A 21449-nucleotide genomic window follows, 5' to 3' on the forward strand; every position below is an offset into this window, starting at 1 on the left:
GTCAGGATGTGAGAGAACATCGGGAGGGCGGGCACGCTGCCGCGCCCTGGGCTACGCCTCGCGCAGCACCGCGTGGAAGGCGAATGAAGCGTTGCTCCAGATCACGAACAGCAGCGGAGCAGGCGCCAACGCCGTCCCCAGAACAGGCTGAAGCACCGCTGCAGAGGCAATGATTCCCAGCAGGACCAGCATGGCCAGGCTCAGATACCAGCGCTGCACGGCCAGATAGAGCGATGCCTTCAGGATGCTTTTCATCCTCGCCTCGGGCAGAAGCACGACGCCGGCAATCGCCGTGGCGGTAAGGCTCACCGTGAGGGCGGCTACTACGACGATCAGCGGCACGAGCATCCCCATTTCGGGCATGCTCTGGACGACGGCCAGATCCACACCGAGGAACATCAGCATGGCAACAGCGCCCAGGCCCAGCATGGCAGTCCTGCCAAAACTGCGCTTGTATCCCTGAAGGAAAGCAGCCACCGGCTTGACCGCGCCGCCGTCGTCGTTCAATGCGCGGAAGGACGCGAAGATGCCGGCGAGGGATGGCGCAATAGTGACCGAAAGCGCCAGGAAGAAGGGCCAGGCGGCCGCGGGGTCCGCCACCAGGGCGAGGCTGAGCACCAGCGGCGCGTTGGCCACGGCGAGCAGGATGTTGCCGGCCAGGAACGTGTAGATGAACCCGAAGATGCTCCCGAAGGTTTCGAATCCAAGCCCGGCCCACCGGCGTCGCTTGTGCCCCGCCACAGCACTCATCCTTTCATCCCGCTCGTCGCGATGCCCTGGATGAAGTAGCGCTGGCCGATCAGGAAGATGATGAGGATCGGGATCACGGAGATCACCGAGCCGGTCATGATCATGGCGTACTCGGCGTCGAACTGGCCAACGAAGGAACGCAGGCCCAGCTGGACAGTCCAGAGGCGGTTGGACGTGAGGTAGATGAACGGGCCCATGTAGTCGTTCCACGTGTTGACGAAGGTCAGCAGTGCCAGGCTTGCGAGGGCCGGCTTGGACAGGGGCAAGATCACGCGTGCCCAGATGCCGTATTCGCTGAGGCCATCGATGCGGGCGGCTTCACAGAGCTCGTCCGGGATGGTCATGTAGTACTGGCGCATCAGGAACACCCCGAACGCACCGAACGCCTGCAAGAGAATGAGGGCGTTGAAGCTGTTCGTCAGGCCCAGCTGCTGCATCATGATGTACTGCGGCACCATGTAGGCCTGCCACGGAACGGCGATTGTGCCGATGTAGGCAAGGAACAGGACGTCGCGGCCCGGGAAGCGGACCTTCGAGAAACCGTAGGCAGCCAGCGAGCCCGTGAGGACCTGCAGGCAGGTGATGATCACGGCAAGGTACAGCGAGTTCTGCAGGTAGCCCATCATGGGGATACGGGTCCAGATGTCCGTGTAATTGCTCCACACGAACTCCTGCGGAATCCATTGGATGGGGACCGTGAGGACCTGGTTGTTCTCCTTCAACGACGAGGAAAGCATCCAGATGAACGGCACCATGAGCGCCGCCACCAGGACCACCAGGACGCCGTAGATCACGATGTTCGCGGTCCGCTTCTTCTGCTCGCGCGGGGAGCGCTTGCGGTCAGTACGACGGCGGTCTTCCGCGGTAGCTGCGCCGTTCGGGAGCGGAGCGGCGTCCCTTAAATGAGTGGCTTTGAGGTCTTCGGCCATGTTGGTCATCAGCGTTCCCTCCGCTGCTGGATCTTGAACTGCAGGACGGTAACCGTCAGCACGATGATGAACAGGACCAGCGAAATGGCCGAGGAGTAGCCGAACTTACCTTCGCCGATGCCCTCCTGGTAGATCAGCTGGGACAGCACCGTGGTGGAGCGTCCGGGGCCACCGTTGGTCATGACCACGATCAGGTCGAACACCTTGAAGCTGGAGACAGTCAGCATGACCACCACAAAGAACGTGGTGGGCCGCAGCGACGGGATCGTGACGTTCCAGAAACGCTGCCAGGCGCTGGCGCCGTCCACTTCGGCGGCTTCGTAAAGCTCGGTGGGGATCGCCTGCAGGCCAGCCAAGTACAGGACCATGTAGTAGCCCATGTCGCGCCACACGCTGGTGATGATTACAGCTGGCAGGGCCCAGTCGGAGCTGGACGTCCAGCCCGGCGGGTTGGCGATGCCGATGGCGCCGAGGAACTGGTTGATGGGGCCGCTGTCCGGGCTGAAGAGCATATTCCAGACCACCGCTACAGCCACCAGAGACGTGATGTAGGGAAAGAAGATCGCTACCCGGAAGAAACCGATGCCCTTGAGCTTGCGGTTCAGGAGCATCGCGAGGATGAGAGCGAGGGCCATGGTGAGCGGGACATGACCGAGTGCGTAGACAACGGTGTTCCGCAGGGCGATCCAGAAGGAGTCGCTGGCGAACATGCGCTGGAAGTTGGCCAGGCCCACCCACTTGGGTGCGCTGAACGAGGTCCATTCCATGAAGGAGAGCGCAAAAGCGGCCACGACTGGAATGAGGGTGAAGGCCAGGAAGCCAAGGAAGTTCGGAAGGATGAACGTCCAGCCGATCAGCGTGTTACGCCTGGCTTGCTTCCTGTTGCCGCGGCTGTGCACGGGTGTAGGCGCCTGGGTGATTGTTTCTGTAGTCATGATGGTTCTTACTGGCCGAGGACTTCACTCTTGACGCGCTTGCCCATCTCGGCGATGCCATCAGCGACGGTGCGCTCGCCGACCATGATGAGGTCGTGCTCCTGGTTGAGGATCTTGTCCGTAGCGGCAGACTTGTCGCTGACGGGCATCTCCAGGGCGGTCTCGTCCGGAGCGAAGGCCTTCTTGGAGAGCTCGTCCGTGGGCAGGCCCTCCAGCTTGAAGTACTCAGCGGTGACGGACTCCTTCTGCAGGGCCGGCACAACACCGATCTTGGAGATGGCCTTGGCGCCTTCTTCTCCGGCAGCCCACTCGATGAACTTCTTGGCCTCATCGGAGTGGCTGGCGTTCTTGTTCACGGCGAAGGCCGTGGGCGAACCGAACGTGGTGACCTTGCCGTCGTCGTTCTTCTGCGGCAGCGGAGCCAAGCCCCAGTTGACGGTGGTCTTGCCGTCCTTCTTGGCCTGCAGGATGCCCGCGGTGTACCAGGTGCCCATGGGCATCATGGCGGCCTGGCCGGTTTCGAACATGGTGCGGTAGCTGGTCTTCTGGCTCTTGGCAGTGCCGAAGTCCAACACCGCGCCGGACTTCTGCAGGTCCAGCGCGGTGTTGTACTGATCCTCCATGAAGCCGTAGTCGCCGCTGTTCTGGTCAGCACCGTTCTGGGCTGCTGCGATGGCCTGGACCACTGAACGCCAGACGTGGTGATACGTGCCGTAAGTCTTCTTGCCGCCGGCCTCGGTGGTGAGTTTCTTGGCGATCTCGGTGTACTTGTCCCAGGTCAGGTTCTTGGGCTCTTCGATGCCGGCAGCCTTGAACAGGTCCTTGTTGTAGTACAAGAGCCAGAAGTCCTGGCGGTAGGGGGCTGCAAAGTACTTTCCGCCAATATCGAAGGCATCGATGCTGGCCAGGTTGTCCTTGCCCACCTTGTCCACCACGCTGTTGATCTCCTGCAGCTGGCCGTTGTTGGCGTAGCGGGAGTAATCGATCACGTTCTTCATGGTGAGCACATCAGTGGTGTCGCCACCAGCAAGCATGGTGGTGACTTTCTGGGGGTAGTCATCAGCCAGGATGTCCACGGGTTCAATGTCCACGTTGGGATGCGCGGCCTCATAGCCGTCAAACAGGGCCTTGAACTCCGGGGTGCCCTCGTAGTTCCAGACCGAGATGGTCAACCTGGTCTTGCCTTCGGCTGCCTGCGGTTCGGCGGGACCGGCAGCGCCGGCGCAGCCGGTGAGTCCGAGCCCTGCAGTCACCGCAAGGGCGATTGCGGCGAGGGTTGTGCGCTTCATTGCGTTCTCCTTACTAAGGGTTTAAGTCTGCCGCAATTGCGGCTTCTTTGTGCTTGGGCCTAGGCGCTGAGGCCGAGGTCCGCGTGGACTACTTGGGCCAGGAGGTCCTTGCCGGCGAGGTACCGTTCAAGGTCATCCAGTGCGGCATCGGACATCCGCCGGGTTTCAGTCCCGAGCGAACCAGCGATGTGCGGGGTGATGATCACGTTGGGAAGGTCGTACAGGGCGGATCCGGCCGGCAGCGGCTCGGGTTCCGTGACGTCAAGGAGAGCCGTGATTCGACCGGTGGCGCACTCCTTCTCGAGGGCTGCGGTGTCAACCAGTGACCCGCGTGCCGTGTTGATGAGCGTCGAGTGGTCTTTCATGGCTGTGAGCTGGGCCGTGCTGATCATGTGGCGGGTTTCCGGGAGCGCGGGTGCGTGGATGGTGACCACGTCAGATACCGGCAGGAGTTCTTCAAGCGTGACCAGTTTCCCTCCCGCTGCAGCCACCTCCGAAGGCTCGGCGTACGGATCACTCACCAGGCAGGTGACATCCTGGAGTTGTTGGACCAGTTGGACCACCCACCGTCCGATGCGTGAAAATCCGATCACGCCCACTACGCGGCCGATATTGCCCAGCTCGCCACGCTCGCTGATGTAGCTCCAGTCCTCCCGGAATGTGCGGGCATCGTTGGCCAGGACGTGGGCTTTTTTGCCTGCAAGGACGATCGAGGCGAAGGTGAACTCCGCAACCGGGATGGCGTTGGCGTCGGCGCCGTTGGTGACGGTGATGCCGCGATCCCAGAGTTCCTCGCTGACGAAGCTGCGCACTGTTCCTGCACAGTGGAAGACTGCCCTGAGCTTGGGCATACGTTCCAAACGCTCAGCGTTGAGCTGTGGCACTCCCCAACTGGTGAGGAGGATTTCCACCTCCTCCAAGCGGCCCGCAAGTTCGGGTGCGTCCAAGGAATCTGTCCAGGGTTCGTCACCAAGATCGACCAGTCCAGCCAGCCGCTCCAGTCGCGTGGAATCGAACTGATCAGCAAAGGTTCCGCTATTCATGACCAGCATTGCCTGGGGCTTGAGCGACATTGAGGGATCCTCCCTTCGGATTTCAGCCGGCCTGTTCGACCGGTTATTTATGTGTTGCATCACATCTAATAATCAGTACATACTCATGAACAAGACAGTTCATTCAACTCAATCGAGCTTGATCTTAAACGTTCAGACTCGAACAAATGAGAGAAGAATTCCTATGGCAATCGGCACCGACGCCGTCCATGCGCAACCATTGCTCACTTCGTGGGGCTCCCAGGCTGAGGCTGCGCCCCTGGTTGAATCGCTTCGCGGCTGCCGCGATCGGCTCACCGTTCGTCCAGCGTCCGACGCCGGATGGCAGCGCGTTGCTGCACGCCCGCTCACGAAGCTGCGCACCCAGGCAGAGACGGAGAAGGGCACTCCCTGGCCCCAACCGCTCGTGTCCCACTACGCGCGCTATTTTCGCGACGGCAACCGGACGGCCTACGAAGAACTCGTGGCGAGCCGGCAGCGGCGGCTGACGCGCGCCGTCGTGATGGCTGCGGTGGAGGGCTCGGACCAGGCCGGGTGGCTTGATGAAGTGATAGACGGCGCCTACCTCCTCTGTGAGCAGAGTTCGTGGAGCTGGGCCGCCCACGACGATGTTTTTACCCGCACTGGCGATGTGGTTCCTGACCGCTGGCGCCCTTATCTGGACCTGGGCGCCGGTGAGGTAGCTGCCCAGCTCGCGTGGCTGGATCTGGTGCTTGGTGAGCAGCTGGATGAACGTGCTCCGGGGCTGCGGAAACGCATCCGCCTGGAGGCCAACGAAAGGGTGATCCGCCCCTTCCTGGACAGGCTTGACTGGCATTGGCTGGGCCTTAACGGGGACGTCCACAACTGGAATCCCTGGATCCACTCGAACATCATTGTGGCCGCGCTGTTGCTGGTAGATGATCCGGAAGTGCAGGCTCAAACTGTCGCCCGGTGCATCGAAGGCCTTGACCGTTTCCTTGCCTCGATTCCTGCCGACGGCGCCATTGACGAAGGCTTCGCCTATTGGTGGAACGGGGCTGGGCGCGCCCTGGAAGGCCTCGCTGTCCTGGAGCAAGCTACCGACGGAATGCTCAACGTGGACCTGCCTGTGATCCGCGAACTCGTCGCGTTCCCACACCGCATGCACCTGGGTCATCGTTGGTTCCTGAATGTCGCCGATGGTCCTGCCCGCGCGCCCTCAGGCCTCCCGTGGGACATGCTGCACCGTTGGGCCGTGCGACTCGGTGCCTCCGAAGCAGCCCAGCACGCCGCAACCTTTGCCGCCGTCGAACCCGAACCCGAACCGTGGGCTGGACTAGGCCGCGTCCTCACCTCCCTTGCCCGACTAAGTAGCAGCACAGCGCGTTTTGAGCCCTCAAAACGCGCACAGCTGCGACCTGGTTGGGGGACGTACCTTCCTTCCGTCCAGATCATGATTGCGCGGCAAACTCCCGGCACCACAGACGGGCTGACACTCGCGGCCAAGGGCGGGCATAACGGCGAGCACCACAACCACCGCGACGTCGGATCTGTGGTGGTTGCCGTGGACGGGGTCCCCTTGCTGGTCGATGCCGGCCAGCCCACCTACACCGCGCAGACGTTCAGCCCCGACCGCTATCAGATCCGCGCCATGCAAAGTGCCTGGCACAACGTTCCGGCGCCGTTCGGCCTGGAGCAAGGGACCGGTTCGTCCTTCGCCGCTACAGTTCTCCAAGAACCCACTCCCGAGGAGCCGGCACTCGCACTCGGCCTTGGCTCCGCCTACGGCCTGGACCACGCCGAGCAGTGGATCCGGACCTCCTTGCTGAACCGGGAACTTGGAACCGTGGTGATAGATGACCGTTGGAACCTGCCGCCAGCGCCAGCGGAGGGAACGCCCGACGTCGACATCACCTACCTCGTGGCCGGCACCGTTCGCTTGGGTCATGACGCGACGGCGACAGTCACGCCCGACGGCATTCCGGCTGTTGAAACCACCAGGGGAGTACACCTCCGCTGGAAGCCGGCAACCGCCGTCGTACTCGTGGACGAATGGGACCTCGACGATCCGCTCCTCAGCGGCCTTTGGGGCGAAAAGCTAACGCGACTGCGGTTCCGCATGCCCGCCGAAACCCGCGCTTCCGGCGCATTCACCCTCACTGTGGAGGCCATCAATGACTAACGAAACAAGTCCCGAGGGCGGCGGTAAGTCGCTGTTTTCGTTGCAACGGCGGGAACGGTTGATGGAGGAACTGCGCGCCCACGGTGCCATCACGGTCCGCGACATCGCCTCGAAGCTCGGTGTCAGCGAACTGACCATCCGGCGCGACGTGAACATCCTGGCCGACGAAGGACTCGTTTCCCGCGTGCACGGCGGCGCCACGCTACCCAGCCCGCTGGACCGTTCCGCGGCAGTGGGGAGGCCGTCCGCCAACAGCTATTCCATCGGCATGGTGGTTCCCTCACTCGACTACTACTGGCCCCAGGTCATCAGCGGTGCCCGTGGCGAGGCTGAACTGCAGAACCTCCGGATTCTGGTTCGCGGCTCAGCCTACGATGCTGCCGATAACCGTCGCCAAGTCCAGGCTCTGCTGGACACCCAGAACATTGATGGGCTGATCGTGGCGCCTGACATGAGCGGCGAGCAAGGCAAGGAGTTGCTGCGCTGGCTCAATGCTTTGCCCATCCCCGTGATCCTGACCGAGCGGCGTGCACCGTCGGAGATCCCGGCCCACCGCCTTGAATGGGTGGCGACCGATCATGCCTTCGGGGCCGGTATGGCCGTGCGGCATCTGTGGCAGGAGGGGCACAGGATGATCGGCTGCCTCACGGATTCCACCAGTCCCACCAGCCCGCACGTGGTTCGCGGATGGAAGCAAGCCCTTGCCGCGCTGAAGATCCCGCTCGACAAGTCCATCCAGGAGGATTCGGCCAAGATGGACAATGGCGACCGCGCCAAACACTTTGACCGAGTCCTGGAGCTCTGCCGTTCCTCGGGGACCACCGCCATGTTGGTGCACTCGGATACCCAAGCTGTGGCGTTCGTGCAGCATTGCGTGGATCGGGGCGTGGACGTTCCCGGCAGCATGGCGATCGTGGGATACGACGACGAAGTGGCCTACCTTGCCGAGCCTGCGATCTCAGCGGTGCGGCCCCCCAAAAGCTACGTCGGCAAGGTTGCTGTGCAGCTCATGGCTGCCCGCCTGGCCGAAGGAAGGATGCGCCCAGTGCATCGAATTGACCTGAACCCCGAACTGATCGTGCGGGAATCGTCCGTGGGTGCTCCGCGCGTCCGGACTGATGTCCTGCTGGAGGATTCGCTCTGATGGCTCTTGTGCTGCCTCCACTGGACTTTGCATTGTCCCCTTTTACCGGCTTGGCCCGCGATCACTGGTGCGCTTATGCGGATTACTTGCTGCGCTCGGCCCACCGGTTTGGGACTGAGGACCACGCCAACATTCACCTTCCGGGCGCCAATAGCCGCTACGGCCCGCGCAGTGATTCCCTGGAAGCCTTCGCCCGGACCTTCCTGCTGGCTTCGTTCCGAATTGCCGGGGATCCTGCCAACACCGGCTGGATCGCCGAGTGGTACGCCGAGGGGCTCGACGCCGGAACCAACCCCGCGAATCCCGACCGCTGGCCGACGCCAGGTGAGCTGGGGCAGGCGAAGGTAGAAGCGGCGTCGTTGGCGGTTGGCCTGGCACTGACCCGCGACGTGCTGTGGGACAAGCTCCCGCAGCGCGTGCAGGAGCAGCTGATCGCCTGGTTCGAGACCGTGATCGGCGAGGACTATCCGCCCATCAACTGGGTGTGGTTCCAGATTGTGGTGGAGACGTTCCTGGCTTCTGTTGGCGGGCGATACTCGGACGAAGACATCGACGCCGGACTCGCCGTCCACGACTCGCTCTACCGTGGCGGCGGCTGGTTTGCTGATGGACCGGAGCGCGCATACGACCACTACGTCGGCTGGGCTTTCCAGGTGTACCCGCAGCTGTGGGCTCTGATGGCACCTTCCGATCCCCGGGTTTCCGCACGCAAGAAGCTCGACGGCGACCGGCTGGCTGATTTCCTGGATGACGCTTCTTACCTGGTGGGCTCCAATGGGGCTCCTTTGATTCAAGGCCGAAGTTTGATTTACCGGTTCGCAGCCGCGGCGCCGTTCTGGGCGGGGGAGTTGTCCGGGCACACGCGTCTGCAGCCGGGGTTGGCGCGCCGGGCAGCGTCAGGAATGCTTGACTACTTTGCCCGGCACGGGTCCATCACTGAAGATGGGCTCTTGTCCATCGGCTGGCACGGCGAGTTTGCGGGGATGAAGCAGGCGTACTCCGGCGCCGGATCGCCGTACTGGGCTGCGAAGGGGATGCTCGGGTTGGCGCTTCCGGCTGATCACCCTGCGTGGACTGCGGTAGAAGCTCCCTTGCCTGTTGAGGTTTCCGACACCCAGCGCATCATTGCCGCCCCCGGCTGGCAAGTGGACGGAACTGTTTCCGACGGGGTGGTTCGGATCCGGAACCACGCGACCGATCACGCTGTGGTTGGGGCTTTGGTTGCGGACAGTCCTCTGTATGCCCGGATCGGTTACTCGACGCACACGTTCCCCGACCTCTCCGCCGAGTCCGTGGACAACGCGGTGACGTTCGTTGATTCCTCGGGCCGGCTGACGCATCGGACCGGGTTTGAGTACGTTGGTTCGTTTTCCGAGGGCGGAGTCCAGGTGGGCGCTTCCCGGTTCACTGCCCATTGGATCGAACCCGATCCCGACGCCGGCCCGGACCACGGCAGCGGGGTGGCCGGAACTGCGACTCCAGGGCCGCACGTCACGGTAGTTTCGGCGACGCACGGGGCTGCGGAGCTTCGGCTGGTTCGCGTGCGGGGTGCTTCTGGTTCGGGGGCTTCGCTGCGGATCGGCGGGTGGCCGGTGGATGCTGCGTCTTCCGTAGTGAGTTCTGTGCGGGCGGTTCCTGGGTTTGGCTTCACGTTGGATGCTTCCGGCACGTTCGTTCGCTCCGGCGCGCACCCGATGGGTTCGGAACTCACCATTCCGTGGGTGGGAACCTCGGGCACCGCGCACGACGGCGACTACGCCGCCGTCGTGATTCTCGCCGGTGAGGGAGGTGCTTGGGAGGATGACGGTGTCACGTACGTTGCCGAGGGCGGTCGCCGGTTCGAGTTCACCGACGGCACGTCCATATCCCTCGAGCGGCTCGCCCATTTCGACGCGTAGCCGCCCACTCGACGTTGCGCCCGGCATGGTGCGCAGCTAGCCATCGAACCGGGCGACTCGCCAGGTTGCAGTAGGCTCGCGGAATGACTCAAGTCGAGACGAAGGCCCGGCTCCTCGCCGCCTATGATCAGCAGCTTCGTACCGATGCGGAGACTCCCAGCGCATTAGAGGTCACTAAGCATGGCCCCCTCAATCTGGCGACGTTCCTTGGCGGACGCGGGTTCATCACGTACCGGGATCTCGGCGGCAAGGACGAAGCAAGTATCCGAGGCCTTGTTGCCGAAGCTCTCACCTACTTCGAACGAAAACCTGAAATCACCAAGGTCGAATGGAAAACCCGTGGCCACGATCATGCTCCCGGATTACACGAGGCATTGCTGGACAACGGCTTCACCCCGGATCCGCCGGAATCGATCATGATCGGCGAAGCCCGGGCGTTGAGCGTCGACATTCCACTTCCCGACGGCGTGACGCTGCGGCAAGTGACGGACGAGGCCGACGTCCGGGCGATGAGCGCCATGCAGGACGAAGTGTTCGGCGAGCCGGTTTCAGATGAGATGGCTGACGCCCTGCTGCGCCGGCTCTCTCTGGACGAGAGCATGGAGTTGTGGGTCGCGGAAGCTGACGGGCAGATCGTCAGCGCCGGCCGGTTGGAACCCGTCCCCGGCACCGACTTTGCCGGGATTTGGGGCGGTGCGACCCGCGAAGAATGGCGCGGCCGCGGGATTTACCGAGCGCTGACAGCACGCCGTGCCCAGTCCGCGCTCGCCAAGGGTAAGACGCTCATCCACAGCGACTCCACCGAATTCTCGCGCCCAATTCTGGAGCGCTCCGGACTGCTCAAGGTCTCGACGACCAGCCCGTACCGCTGGGCGCGTGGCTGAGGAATCCGCCTAACTCCTACGTGCTTATTGCTATTTAAGAGCACAAATAACAATTAGCGCCCTGCAAGTGTTCGTTTTTCATAATGCAAGGCACGAGCAAGGCCCCTCAGGCCTCAAATCCCGAGGGGCCTCTGCTAGCTCAGGGACCCTACTTCCGCTCGGCGAAGTAGGTCACGCACTGCCCCTGGTCACCGAACACCGGCGATGGACTCGTCTTCCATCCACTGTTCTTGCAGGCATCCTTGCCGGTAGAGACAGTCACGCGGTACTCCTTCGTTGTCCCGTCGGGCGCCGTCACGGTGACCACCGCCGTCGGGTTGTCAGCTGTGGGCTGCTGGACGGTCACCTTGGCGTTCGTGTCCAGCGGGTAGCCGACGACGGCGGGAGTCGCCGACGTCGACAACACCCGGTAGTCGGTGGTTGCCGGAGTGAATCCGACTACCGAGGCTTGGTTCACAAGGAGTCGGCCAAGGTCCGCGAGCCCGGCATCAGCCAAACGCGACCCAGCGATGGCCACCTCGGCCACCTTCGTGTATGAACCCGTTGTCACGAACGAAACCCTGATCCCACGTGTGGTCACGGGGTCGAAGCGGACGGTCACCGGCGCCGTCGTCGAGAGTCCCGTGATGGTTCCCGCCGACGTATCCTTCCACATGCCAGCAGCGTCCTGGTACTGGATCTTGAGGCTCTGCGCCGCCTTTTCGGCAGACGTCACGGCCACAGAGGAAACGGTGTAGTCGCGGCTGAACGCGTAGCTCAGGCTGTCGCCATTGCGGCCACCGCTCACCCAGTTGGACCAGCGCGTCGAGGCATTGGCGTCGCAGGTGTTCTTGGCGATGTAGGAGCCTTCTGTGTAGCTGGCGGTTGCTGCCGTGGTGGGGTCGTCCTTGCAGATGTTGCTGCTCGGAACACGGTCCACCACCACGACGGTGAGGGTCGCGGACAGGGAGCCGGCTTTACCCGCCACGGTCACTGAACCAACTGACTGCAGCGCTGAGGCATCCAACGAAGACCAGTCCCACGCCACGGGCAGGGGATTGCGGGCAGGACCGTCAGCGATCTGCCCGGGGACCGTGGCCGGTGCGGCGGCTTGTACCGAGGCCAAAGTGGAGCCGATACCAACAGTCACAGACGCCGGATCCGTTGCTACGTACTGCCCCACGGTCACCGTCAAAAGAGCATCACTGAACGTCTGGCCATAGGGATCAACACCCGAACCGCGGAGTACAACCTTTCCTTCCTTCTGCCACACCGCTGGATCTACATCGGACCACGTGACGGCGAGCGGCTTACCCGGGCCAGCCTTGTACAGCGGAGTCACCGTGCTGGGGAGGACAGGTGCGACGCCGGTGAGCGTGCTGAGCTCCACGGGCTGGGTGCCCAGAAGTTTCAAGTGCGCGATGTCCGTGAAGGCCCAGGACTGGTGCGGGTTTCCAGTTGCTGTAGCTGTGGTTCCTGAGGAAGAGGCCAATGCCACAGACGTTCCAACCGCTGTCTGATTGCCCGAAACCTGCAGGGCAATTGCTGCGCCAGCGTTCACAAGTGACCACTGCTTGCCGTTTTCCGTGGTCACTATCCACTGTGCAGAAGGAGTCGCCTTGGCTTGCTCCAAGGTGAGGGAAGCAAGAGATGCGGCGCCCGACTGGCTCCCATTCAGCACACCACCATTGCCCATCAGCACCAGGCCATCCTTGTTCGTAAGAACCCAACGGCGATCATTCGCAAACTCGTCCTCAGCGTTCACTGCGTTGAACGTCCAGATCTGCGGAGCCACGCCCGCAGCGTCGGCGCCCAGTTCCTCGATCGACGCAGCTCCGTCCGCACGAGCCGTCAGGTACTTGCCGCTTGCCTCGCCCGTGAGGTGATAGCTATGGCCGTCCTGCACCGGCGCGGCGTCGTCCGAAACTCCACTCACGCCGTCGACGACGAACGTCACCACCGATGCGGCAGGAACCTCAAGCGTGGCGGACTTGGCTGCGGTGTCGATCGCGACAGGCGCACCTTCTACGAGCGCGTTCTTTTCGATGTCGTCCAGCGGGGACTTGGTAGTGACCACAGGCGTCACCTTTGCTCCCGGCGCGATGCTGCCGAAGCGGCTCAGATCGATGGTGACCTTTTCCGGCGTCGGGGTGTCATTGAAGTGAACAAGGTTGGCACCGTTGCCGTCCGCTCGGAGGGCGCTGGCGGTCTTGGCATTGTCGTTCTGGATGAGGAAGTCGCCAGGGCGGATGTAGTGCGTGAAGTTGCGGGTGGTGTTGTACTTCTGGTTGGTCAGGACCTTGCACTTGGCTTGTTCCTGAGTGGCCCCGTCATTGAGCCGGCGGTTGGAGAAGCCCTCCCGGCCCTCGTAGTTGCAGTCGAAGTCGACGTAGATGGAACCCCAACCCTTGTCCGCCTTCTCTTGTTTGTACGTGTCCTCCACGGGCTGCCAGAAGACCCAGGCGTCCGGTTCGAGTTCGCGGAGGTCGTTGACCATGCGCCCCGCTATGCCCAGGCCGTTCGTGATGTTGGAGCGGTCCCAACCGCTGGTGGAGTCGCCGAGGGCCGGGTTGCCCGTCCAGAACCCGCCCACTTCGCTCATCCACAGCGGCTTGTCCGTGGAGTTGGCGAGGTCGCGGACCCGGCGGCGGTCGTTGGTCCCGTAGGTGTGGACATTGAAGTTGCCCCACCGCGTCCTTGGCCTCTTGGCTGTAGCCGTTCCAGTTGGTCATGAACTTGGTGGGATCCGTCTCGTCCATCGCGGAGATGACGGCATCCGTACCGCCCTTCTCCAGCTCGGCGGCCAGGAGTTTGGTGACGCGATCCTGGGCGGCAGGGTAGATCAGCGCACCCTCCTGCTTTTGCGTGTACGTCGTGGGCGGTTTGCCGGTTGCGGCGTTGATGTCCGTGCCCCAGTAGCCGGAGTTCGGCTCGTTGAACGGATCAATGGTGTCTACCTTGATACCGCTGCCCTTTTCGAGAAGTTCGACGGCGTGCCTCATGTAGGCGGCGAACTTACCTTCAGCTTCGGGCAACAGGTTTTCGCCCTTGCTGGTGTTGACCTGGCCGGATACGTAGCCGCTCTTGGTCATGAACCAGGGCGGGGAGTTGCTGAAGGCCTCCCAGTGGGTGATTTGTTGGTCGGCGGCGAGGCGCTCCACCCACCACCGTTGGTTCTGGTCGGCGTCGGGGTTGTACGACGCGGGGTCATCCGGGTTCCACTGGTTCAGGAACGCGAGCTTGTTGGCTTGGGTTTGGTCGACTGTCCCGTCGGGGTTGTAAAGGTTCGACGGCGCCTGGCCGGCCTGCGTGTCAGTGACCGGATTCCACCATCCCTCCACAGCGCTGCCATCGTTGAGATAGTTGGCTACGTCCGAGGCGTTGCCGCCGCCCACGTTGTAACGGGCGATGTTGAGGTTAAGGCCCTCCTCACCGAAGACCTTCTGGTACAGCTCCTCACGCAGCTCGGGGGAGTAACCCGCCGTCGCATTCGCGAACCACACCAGACTGGTTCCCCACCCTTCAAAGGCTTTGCCCCGGCTAGCGGGGTTTGGGGTGATGGTTACGGCTGTTGCATCGTCGGCTGTTGCTTTCGGTGCTGTTGCGGGCATGAGTGCAAGGCTCGCTGCGGCAGTGACAGCTGCCGCCAGCACAGCCACTGGCCTTCGGATTCTTCGCGCGGTAAACGCCATGGGTGGACCTCATCGTCGGGGTTGTCTCGGGTGATTGGCCCGGCTTCCGGGAACGCCGGGCAAGCCGACACTATGAGGCTCTTGAAGTGGCAACAAGGCACTCGAACAGGCTCGATCGCGGTTGGTCAGAAGTGGTCACCTGCATTCAAGCAACGCGGGGTCACTTGTGGCCCATGTTTCGCCGCGGAAGGGGCCAAAAGTGACCCCGCGTTGCTTCTGGCCTTGCGAACGATTCCCACCATCTGTATAGATGAATACAAGTACACACACTTCGAGCTGAGGCAGCGGCATGGCAGATCCACAACCACGGAACACAGGTGCGCATCTCGTTTATAACGAGCTCAAACGTCGCATCCTCAGCCTGGAGCTCAAACCAGGCGAGCGCATCTACGAGCCGGCGATGGCCACTGCCCTACAAGTGAGCCGCACTCCGCTGAGGGAAGCTATCCGGCGCCTGATTTCCGAGAGCCTCCTGGAGCAGCAAGCTACCGGGGGAGTAGTGGTTCCGTTGCTGGATGAGACGGCAATTTCCGAGCTGTACGATGTGAGGGCTGCCCTGGAATCGTTGATGGCCCGCGAAGCGTGTGCCAAGGCGACAGTGGACGACATCGAGAAGTTACAGGGGATCCTCGAACGAAATGCAGCCATGGTGGGATTCGCTGATGAAGCTATGAGGTATGGCGTGACCTTGCACGCTACCATCGCAGCTATCGCCGGGAACTCGTGGGCTCAACGCTTCCACGACCAGATCTCAAGCCAGGTTGAGCGCTACCGGCATTTCACCAACAACTCCCCTGACCGCAGGGAACAGGCTCTTGCCGATCATCGAGTACTGGTGGAAGCCATCGCCTCGAAGAAACCAGACACGGCAGCGAAAATCGCGTTTGACCACGTCATCGCAGCCCGGGATGAGACGCTGCGCGCCATTTCCGGAGCTGGCCTCGTGAGCGAATGATTGGCGAACTGGGGCGACGTTCGTCCATTGCACTTCTGATCCACTCGGCCCTCATCCAGGCCGTCACCTTCCTGGTGCGGCCAGCAACCAGCTATAGGGCCTTGGAACTCGATGTCCCGGGGTTTGCCCTCGGTCTTCTCGCTGCCAGTTACGCAGTCTTCCCGCTTCTCCTCGCGCTGCCGATCGGCGGACTGGTGGACCGCCTTGGTGAGCGTCGGCTCATGGCGATCGGGTCCGCCGTCGTGCTGGGATGTTCTGCTTTTCTGTTGTTCTTCGGAACGACAGTTCCCGCGCTGGTGGCTGGAACAGCGCTTCTTGGCGCCGGGCAGCTCGCTTGTGTGGTGGGGCAGCAGGCGGTGGTCGCGAACAATGCAGAGTCGGCGCGGTTGGACTCCGCCTTCGGATATCTGACGTTCGCCGCATCGTTGGGCCAGGCACTTGGACCGTTGGCGATTTCCTTGGTGGGCGGCGCCTCAGTCCGACCGGATACGAACGCGATCTTCCTTCTCGCAACGGCCATGAGCTTGGTGCTCTTCGTGACTACTTTTGTGGTCTCGTCGAAGGTCAGCCGGAGAAGGCGTATGTCCAAGGGATCCGCTGGTGCCAAGGGCGGCGCCATGGCACTGCTCAAAACCCCTGGCGTGGTTCGGGCGTTGTCCACCAGCGCCACCGTTCTGGCAGTGGTGGACCTTACCGTCGTCTATTTGCCAGCCCTTGGCGCTGAACGGGGCCTGAGTGCGGCAACGGTTGGTCTGATGCTGACTGTCCGCGCGGTGTTGTCCATGGTTTCCCGGCTGGGGCTTGGCAGCATGTCCCGGAAGCTGGGACGGATGAGGCTGCTGGTCTTGAGCCTTGCGGTTTCTACTGTGGCACTGGCAGTCGCGGCTATTCCGATGCCCATGTGGTTGCTCTTCGTCGTCATGGCGTTCCTTGGCCTCGGCCTGGGAATCGGCCAGCCACTGACCATGTCCTGGCTGTCAGCCCAGGCGCCCGAAGGCCAACGCGGACGTGCGCTGGCCTTGAGGTTGGCCGGAAACAGGGTTGGCCAAGTGGTCCTGCCCAGCGTGATCGGCGTTGTAGCTGTAGGGCTTGGCGCGGCGGGCGTGTTCCTGGCTTCCGCAGTGGCCGTTGGCGGAACGATGCTGTTGCTGCGAGGGGTGCGGCTGGACGACTGACCTGGGCGACTACTCGGCGAACAGCGCCGCCAGGTCATCCGCCGTCAACGAGCCACCAGCCAGCGCATCGCCTTCCATCACATCCGCGAACAGCTGCGACTTCTTGGCCTTCAGCGCCATGACCTTCTCTTCGATGGTGTCCTTCGCAACCAGCCGGTAGACCATGACGTTGCGGGCCTGTCCGATGCGGTGGGTACGGTCCACGGCCTGTGCCTCTGACGCCGGGTTCCACCACGGGTCCAGCAGGAACACGTAATCCGCCTCAGTGAGATTGAGCCCGAAGCCACCGGCCTTCAGCGAAATCAGGAACACCGGAGCGGCGCCGTTCTTGAACTCGCTCACCACGTCGCCGCGGTTCCTGGTGCTGCCGTCGAGGTAGCAGTATTCCACGCCCTCGGCATCCAAACGCTCACGCACCTTGCCCAGGAATCCCGTGAACTGGCTGAAGATCAGAGCCCTGTGTCCCTCGGAAATGAGGTCCTCAAGCTGCTCAAACAGCACATCGAGCTTCGACGAGCGCACCCCTGACAACGACGAATCCACCAACGACGCATCCAAACTCAGCTGGCGGAGCAACGTCAAGGACTGGAAGATCGTGAAACGGTTCTTGTTGACGTCGTCGATCAGGCCCAGGATCTTCTGGCGTTCGCGCTGCAGGTGCGTCTGGTAAACCTTCTGGTGCCGCGGGTTGAGCACCACTTCCAGGACCTGTTCCTGCTTTGGCGGCAGGTCCTTGATGACCTGCTCTTTGGTGCGGCGCATCATCAGCGGACGAACGCGACGCCGGAGCTTGGCCAGCTGCGCCGAGTCGCCGTTCTTCTCCACCGGCTTCTGGTAGTTCTCCGCGAACCGCTTGGGACTCGGGAACAGGCCAGGCGCCACGATCGACGTCAGCGCCCAGAACTCCATGAGGTTGTTCTCCAGCGGAGTGCCCGTGATGGCCAGTTTGAAACGGGCCGGCAGCTTGCGCGCGCACTGGTATGCCTTGGATTGGTGGTTCTTCACGAACTGCGCCTCGTCCAGCATCAGGCCGGCCCACTGGAACGATGCGTAGGCATCGTAATCAATGCGGAACAGCGCATAGGACGTAATAACGACGTCGGCGCCCGCCAACGCGTCGACAGGTGACAGCCCGCTCTTGGCAAAGGTTTCACCAACGGTCCGTACCACAAGCCCGGGCGCGAAGCGTTGCGCTTCCGCGGCCCAGTTGCTCACCACGCTGGTGGGGGCCACCACCAAGAAAGGAGCGCGCGTTGAGGAATCAGCCGTAGCAGCTGCAGCAGCCAACTCCTTGGCCGCACAGATCAGAGCGATCGCCTGCACAGTCTTACCCAGGCCCATGTCATCGGCCAGCACGCCACCCAGGCTGTGCTTGAACAGGAAGCTGAGCCAGTTGAAACCTTCAAGCTGATACGGACGCAGCTCAGCGTTAAGGCCTGCAGGCAGCGGCAGCCCGGTCACGCCGTCGTCGAGCAGTCCGCCCACTGCCTCTCGCCATGCGGCCGCCTGCTCGTCAACGATCCCCAGCTGGGCGAGCTCATCCCAGAGCCCGGCCTGGAAACGGCTGATCTGCAGGGTGCCGTCCTTGTTGTCCGGGTTGTCCTGCAGGGACCTGGCTTCGTCGATCAGTGCGCGCAGTTGGTGCAGCTCAGGCAGGTCCAGGGAGAAGTAGGCGCCGCTGGGCAACAGCATGCGGCTCATTCCGGCAGCGAGAGCCGAGAACACGGCGGCGAACGAGACCGGTTCGCCTTCGAGGGTGATGACGATGCCGAGATCGAACCAGTCGCCGCTAGCCGTTTCCTTCGTGGAGATGGAGACAACGGGAGCCTCGGCGGCTTCGCGGTAATCAGCGATGTCGCCAGAGGTTTCGACCACGACGTCCGGCAGGTCCTTGAGCGCCGGCAGGATCTCCTCAGTGAAAGCCAGCGTGTCCAGCCCGGAAAGCTCAGCCGAGGCCGCGAGCCGCGGAGCGCCCCAGCCGCCGGTAGCTGATTCCGCCAACGCCGGAACCACGTCCCACGGCCTGCCGATCGAATCCAGGATCCGGGCTTCCTCAATGTCATCGCGGTAGCCACGATCATCCGGGTGCCGCCACAAGGGCTGCGCGGTGACCAACGTGCCGGACTTGTAGTGCCACTCCCAGTGCAGCCGGACCTTGTGATCGGTGCCGTAATTGGCGAGCAGGGAGAGCGTGGGGACCGCCAGAGTTGGCAGTTCCACGGATTCATCCGCGGCCTTGACGGGAGTAGACTGCCGCAGCTTCGGGTAGAACGAGGTCAGGAACCGGCTCTCGTCTTCGGCCGGAATCAGAAGCGTCTCGCCCTCGGTCACAAACTCGAGCAGTTCATCACTGATACCGCCCTCAATCGGCGCGAGCGTAATCAGATTGTTCTGCTGCGGCACCCCGGGCAGGGCTTCGGCGCCGGAATGCGTGAAGAAGATCCCGTACGCGGGCTTGCCTATGAAGCCCACGGTTCCGGCATCAATCTGCTCGCCGCCTACCGTCACCGACGGCGCAAGCTGCAGGCCGCCGTCGGGCGTTTGCTTCCCGTCTTTGCCGCCCAGCGCTTCAAGGCGCGCCAAACTGAGTCCGACGACGGCCGGTTGGGTCTCGACGTGGACAGGCTCGCTACCAGCGGCGTGAATGAGCGGAATGCCGGCTTTAGTGGCGTCGGCGAGCAGGGTCCAGAGGTTCTTGGCAGCGAAATCATTCAGGCTCAACCACATGGCGCCCGACGGTTGCTGGCGACCATTACTGGAACCATGGGCAGCGAGGAAAGTCTGAAGCCACTCGACGTGTGCCTCATTGAATTCCCGGCGGAAACTGACGTAGCTGAGGTTGTTCCAGGAAACGTCCCCGCGGATCCATTTGCCCTTGGCGCCCATCATCACGGGCCGCGCCTTGAGTTGCCGGACACTGCGCATGGGGTCGCGGCGGCCTGTGTAGGAGAAGTGGGCGGCCGGTTCTTCAACCTCGAACTGCAGGGCGAGCGGAATGCCGGCCGTGCTCGGCGCAGTGCCCGGCTTCGCGATCAGCCTGTTGAGGGCTTGCTCCCAGGCCGGCCGCGCGGATCCGCCCTGCTCGGAGGAACCAAGGCGCGAGGTCTGGATCCCGGGTGCCTGGGACAGGAGCTGGGCGCGGATAGTGGGGTGGTCTTCAGCGGTGAAAAGCAACGCGGCCACATGCTTGCAATCCTTGCGGACAGGGCAGCTGCAAATACCCACTGTGCAGCTCCAGCCGCTGGGCTTGCGAACCAGCTTGGCCGACGTCGAATATGGTTGCGGCCCAGTGCCGCGGACCTTGCCAAGCAAGAGGCCGGTGGCCGAATCGAAAGAAATTCCGCTCACGCGGCTGCCCATGGCATAGGCCAATCCGGCCGCCAAGGAGCGGTCGTTAATGGCAGGAGTCTGAATGGCCAGTTCCCAGGTTTCGTCTGTGTGGGACGGCATGCGTCGGGCTACTTTCGGCAGGAGGTTATCTGCTCAATCTTAGTCAGCAGAAAACGGCTCCCAAACTTCGCCCTCCGTTAACCTCTACCTCGATTGCCGCGCCGCTCCCACGCGTACGTTGAAAGGGTCCGGAGCACCACCAGCTTTCAGCAGTGAGGATTTCCCATGACTACCAACGAGTACCCCGTCGTCCTGAACAAAACCAGCTTCGAAGCGGGCAATGCAGACGTAGTGGATTCCAACGTCAACGTCGTGAACCAGATGTACGCGGAGCTCCTCAACAGCGACGAAATCGCGTCCGCTGCGCTCAACAGCTACTTTGTTGATTTCTACATGACCCAGGCGTTGGCCGGTGGATTCGCCCAATACGTGTTCACCGCCCCGGAGCGTGACGAGGTGGACACCTACGTGCGTGCCGGTTTGGAAGGCATCGGCGCCACCCGGCACCTTGACCTGTTCAACCGCACGGCAGCAGCCTTTGATGCGTTGAGTGAGGACGACGCCGAGGCCTACCTCGACGGCGAGCTGGACGAATCCGAAACGCCTCTCGCGGCCGTTGTTGTCCTGGATGAGCTCGACGGCGAGTTCGAAGCCTTGCTGGAGGAAGAGGACATCATCGACCTCAACGCCGCTTACCTCAGGAAGCAGCCGGGGTTGTTGCTTCTTTCCGATGAGGAGCTTGAAGCACACATCGCTGAGCGCGTTGCCCTGATTCCGGACCTTGCCGAGCGCCAGGCCGAAGCAGACGAAGAAGCCCTCGCAAACGCTCCTGAGTTCGAGGTCATCATCCGGGAACTGTGCGATGTGGCCGGCTACGCGCTGCAGAAGATCACCATGGGAGACCCAAACTACGAGCACGACGGCGTGAAGACGCTCGCCTGGCACTTCGCCACCGACCACGGCGACTACATCATGGTGGAGGACGACGACGAAGCCTTCATGATCCACCCGGAGACCAAGGAAATCATCGCGGCGGTGGAGTTCGAAGAGTCCGACGAGCTCGCGGACGCGTAAGACCCTCCCCTAAGACCCGCGGAGATCGCCGGAACCCTGCGCAATCGCCGTAGCGTTCCGGCGTTCCCGCGCTTTTCGGGCGACTTGGCTGGCACCCCTGCGATGGACGCCGCCACTTAGCCCAGCCGTTCTCCTGACTTCGCTGGATATGTGCGCGTTC

At 62.7% G+C, this 21449-nt stretch carries 15 protein-coding genes; 7 read left to right on the plus strand and 8 right to left on the minus strand.

What is annotated here, in order from left to right:
* Positions 1–51 precede the first annotated feature (51 nt).
* From ACTAQJ_RS19930 to ACTAQJ_RS19950, 5 genes are read right to left on the minus strand one after another with little or no spacing between them, the layout of a single operon-like run.
* Entirely contained in the window at positions 52–750 is a 699-nt protein-coding gene (locus ACTAQJ_RS19930; RefSeq protein ID WP_498698756.1) for a DUF624 domain-containing protein, read from the minus strand.
* A complete protein-coding gene (locus ACTAQJ_RS19935; protein WP_498698758.1) occupies positions 747–1688 on the minus strand; it encodes a carbohydrate ABC transporter permease in 942 nt (313 codons plus the stop codon). Before ACTAQJ_RS19935 ends, ACTAQJ_RS19930 begins: the two co-directional genes overlap by 4 nt.
* Positions 1688–2614, minus strand: a complete 927-nt coding sequence (locus ACTAQJ_RS19940) for a carbohydrate ABC transporter permease (protein WP_498698760.1) — start codon at positions 2612–2614, stop codon at positions 1688–1690. The genes ACTAQJ_RS19935 and ACTAQJ_RS19940 overlap by 1 nt, the downstream gene beginning before the upstream one ends.
* 8 nt (positions 2615–2622) lie before the next feature.
* Positions 2623–3903, minus strand: coding sequence for an ABC transporter substrate-binding protein (locus ACTAQJ_RS19945; protein WP_498698762.1), 1281 nt, complete (start codon positions 3901–3903; stop codon positions 2623–2625).
* Between the two features lie 59 nt (positions 3904–3962).
* On the minus strand, positions 3963–4976 hold the full coding sequence (locus ACTAQJ_RS19950; protein WP_498698764.1) for a hydroxyacid dehydrogenase: 1014 nt from the start codon (positions 4974–4976) through the stop codon (positions 3963–3965).
* 163 nt (positions 4977–5139) lie between these two features.
* On the opposite strand from ACTAQJ_RS19950, the gene ACTAQJ_RS19955 reads away from it, so the two are divergent.
* From ACTAQJ_RS19955 to ACTAQJ_RS19970, 4 genes are all read left to right on the plus strand, one after another.
* On the plus strand, positions 5140–7098 hold the full coding sequence (locus ACTAQJ_RS19955; RefSeq protein WP_498698768.1) for a heparinase II/III family protein: 1959 nt from the start codon (positions 5140–5142) through the stop codon (positions 7096–7098).
* The gene (locus ACTAQJ_RS19960; RefSeq protein ID WP_498698770.1) at positions 7091–8242 is read left to right on the plus strand and encodes a LacI family DNA-binding transcriptional regulator; all 1152 of its coding nucleotides are present in this window, start codon (positions 7091–7093) and stop codon (positions 8240–8242) included. The genes ACTAQJ_RS19955 and ACTAQJ_RS19960 overlap by 8 nt, the downstream gene beginning before the upstream one ends.
* Positions 8242–10140, plus strand: coding sequence for a DUF2264 domain-containing protein (locus ACTAQJ_RS19965; protein WP_498698774.1), 1899 nt, complete (start codon positions 8242–8244; stop codon positions 10138–10140). Before ACTAQJ_RS19960 ends, ACTAQJ_RS19965 begins: the two co-directional genes overlap by 1 nt.
* Before the next feature lie 83 nt (positions 10141–10223).
* Positions 10224–11024 (plus strand): GNAT family N-acetyltransferase, encoded by an 801-nt coding sequence (locus ACTAQJ_RS19970; RefSeq protein ID WP_498698775.1) that lies wholly within the window; start codon positions 10224–10226, stop codon positions 11022–11024.
* A gap of 148 nt (positions 11025–11172) precedes the next feature.
* Here the strand turns inward: ACTAQJ_RS19970 and ACTAQJ_RS19975 are convergent, their stop codons facing one another.
* Together ACTAQJ_RS19975 and ACTAQJ_RS19980 are read right to left on the minus strand one after the other, a co-directional pair.
* Positions 11173–12699, minus strand: a complete 1527-nt coding sequence (locus tag ACTAQJ_RS19975) for a discoidin domain-containing protein (RefSeq protein WP_498702232.1) — start codon at positions 12697–12699, stop codon at positions 11173–11175.
* A gap of 634 nt (positions 12700–13333) precedes the next feature.
* Positions 13334–14695: a glycoside hydrolase gene (locus tag ACTAQJ_RS19980; RefSeq protein ID WP_498698777.1), complete on the minus strand. Its 1362-nt coding sequence runs from the start codon at positions 14693–14695 to the stop codon at positions 13334–13336.
* A gap of 289 nt (positions 14696–14984) precedes the next feature.
* Between ACTAQJ_RS19980 and ACTAQJ_RS19985 the strand changes: the two genes are divergently transcribed.
* Together ACTAQJ_RS19985 and ACTAQJ_RS19990 are read left to right on the plus strand one after the other, a co-directional pair.
* Positions 14985–15650, plus strand: a complete 666-nt coding sequence (locus ACTAQJ_RS19985) for a GntR family transcriptional regulator (protein WP_498698778.1) — start codon at positions 14985–14987, stop codon at positions 15648–15650.
* Positions 15647–16825 (plus strand): MFS transporter, encoded by a 1179-nt coding sequence (locus ACTAQJ_RS19990; RefSeq protein WP_498698780.1) that lies wholly within the window; start codon positions 15647–15649, stop codon positions 16823–16825. Before ACTAQJ_RS19985 ends, ACTAQJ_RS19990 begins: the two co-directional genes overlap by 4 nt.
* 9 nt (positions 16826–16834) lie before the next feature.
* Here the strand turns inward: ACTAQJ_RS19990 and ACTAQJ_RS19995 are convergent, their stop codons facing one another.
* Positions 16835–20275 (minus strand): DEAD/DEAH box helicase, encoded by a 3441-nt coding sequence (locus ACTAQJ_RS19995; RefSeq protein ID WP_498698783.1) that lies wholly within the window; start codon positions 20273–20275, stop codon positions 16835–16837.
* Between the two features lie 165 nt (positions 20276–20440).
* Between ACTAQJ_RS19995 and ACTAQJ_RS20000 the strand changes: the two genes are divergently transcribed.
* Positions 20441–21289: a DMP19 family protein gene (locus ACTAQJ_RS20000; protein WP_498698785.1), complete on the plus strand. Its 849-nt coding sequence runs from the start codon at positions 20441–20443 to the stop codon at positions 21287–21289.
* Positions 21290–21449 lie beyond the last annotated feature (160 nt).

Source organism: Arthrobacter sp. alpha11c, assembly GCF_054149985.1.

What these genes read in the sequence shown, in the direction of transcription:
- ACTAQJ_RS19930 (WP_498698756.1), bottom strand. Translation starts at nt 750, where the DNA reads ATGAGTGCTGTGGCGGGGCACAAGCGACGCCGGTGGGCCGGGCTTGGA.
- ACTAQJ_RS19935 (WP_498698758.1), bottom strand. Translation starts at nt 1,688, where the DNA reads ATGACCAACATGGCCGAAGACCTCAAAGCCACTCATTTAAGGGACGCC.
- ACTAQJ_RS19940 (WP_498698760.1), bottom strand. Translation starts at nt 2,614, where the DNA reads ATGACTACAGAAACAATCACCCAGGCGCCTACACCCGTGCACAGCCGC.
- ACTAQJ_RS19945 (WP_498698762.1), bottom strand. Translation starts at nt 3,903, where the DNA reads ATGAAGCGCACAACCCTCGCCGCAATCGCCCTTGCGGTGACTGCAGGG.
- ACTAQJ_RS19950 (WP_498698764.1), bottom strand. Translation starts at nt 4,976, where the DNA reads ATGTCGCTCAAGCCCCAGGCAATGCTGGTCATGAATAGCGGAACCTTT.
- ACTAQJ_RS19955 (WP_498698768.1), top strand. Translation starts at nt 5,140, where the DNA reads ATGGCAATCGGCACCGACGCCGTCCATGCGCAACCATTGCTCACTTCG.
- ACTAQJ_RS19960 (WP_498698770.1), top strand. Translation starts at nt 7,091, where the DNA reads ATGACTAACGAAACAAGTCCCGAGGGCGGCGGTAAGTCGCTGTTTTCG.
- ACTAQJ_RS19965 (WP_498698774.1), top strand. Translation starts at nt 8,242, where the DNA reads ATGGCTCTTGTGCTGCCTCCACTGGACTTTGCATTGTCCCCTTTTACC.
- ACTAQJ_RS19970 (WP_498698775.1), top strand. Translation starts at nt 10,224, where the DNA reads ATGACTCAAGTCGAGACGAAGGCCCGGCTCCTCGCCGCCTATGATCAG.
- ACTAQJ_RS19975 (WP_498702232.1), bottom strand. Translation starts at nt 12,699, where the DNA reads ATGGGCAATGGTGGTGTGCTGAATGGGAGCCAGTCGGGCGCCGCATCT.
- ACTAQJ_RS19980 (WP_498698777.1), bottom strand. Translation starts at nt 14,695, where the DNA reads ATGGCGTTTACCGCGCGAAGAATCCGAAGGCCAGTGGCTGTGCTGGCG.
- ACTAQJ_RS19985 (WP_498698778.1), top strand. Translation starts at nt 14,985, where the DNA reads ATGGCAGATCCACAACCACGGAACACAGGTGCGCATCTCGTTTATAAC.
- ACTAQJ_RS19990 (WP_498698780.1), top strand. Translation starts at nt 15,647, where the DNA reads ATGATTGGCGAACTGGGGCGACGTTCGTCCATTGCACTTCTGATCCAC.
- ACTAQJ_RS19995 (WP_498698783.1), bottom strand. Translation starts at nt 20,275, where the DNA reads ATGCCGTCCCACACAGACGAAACCTGGGAACTGGCCATTCAGACTCCT.
- ACTAQJ_RS20000 (WP_498698785.1), top strand. Translation starts at nt 20,441, where the DNA reads ATGACTACCAACGAGTACCCCGTCGTCCTGAACAAAACCAGCTTCGAA.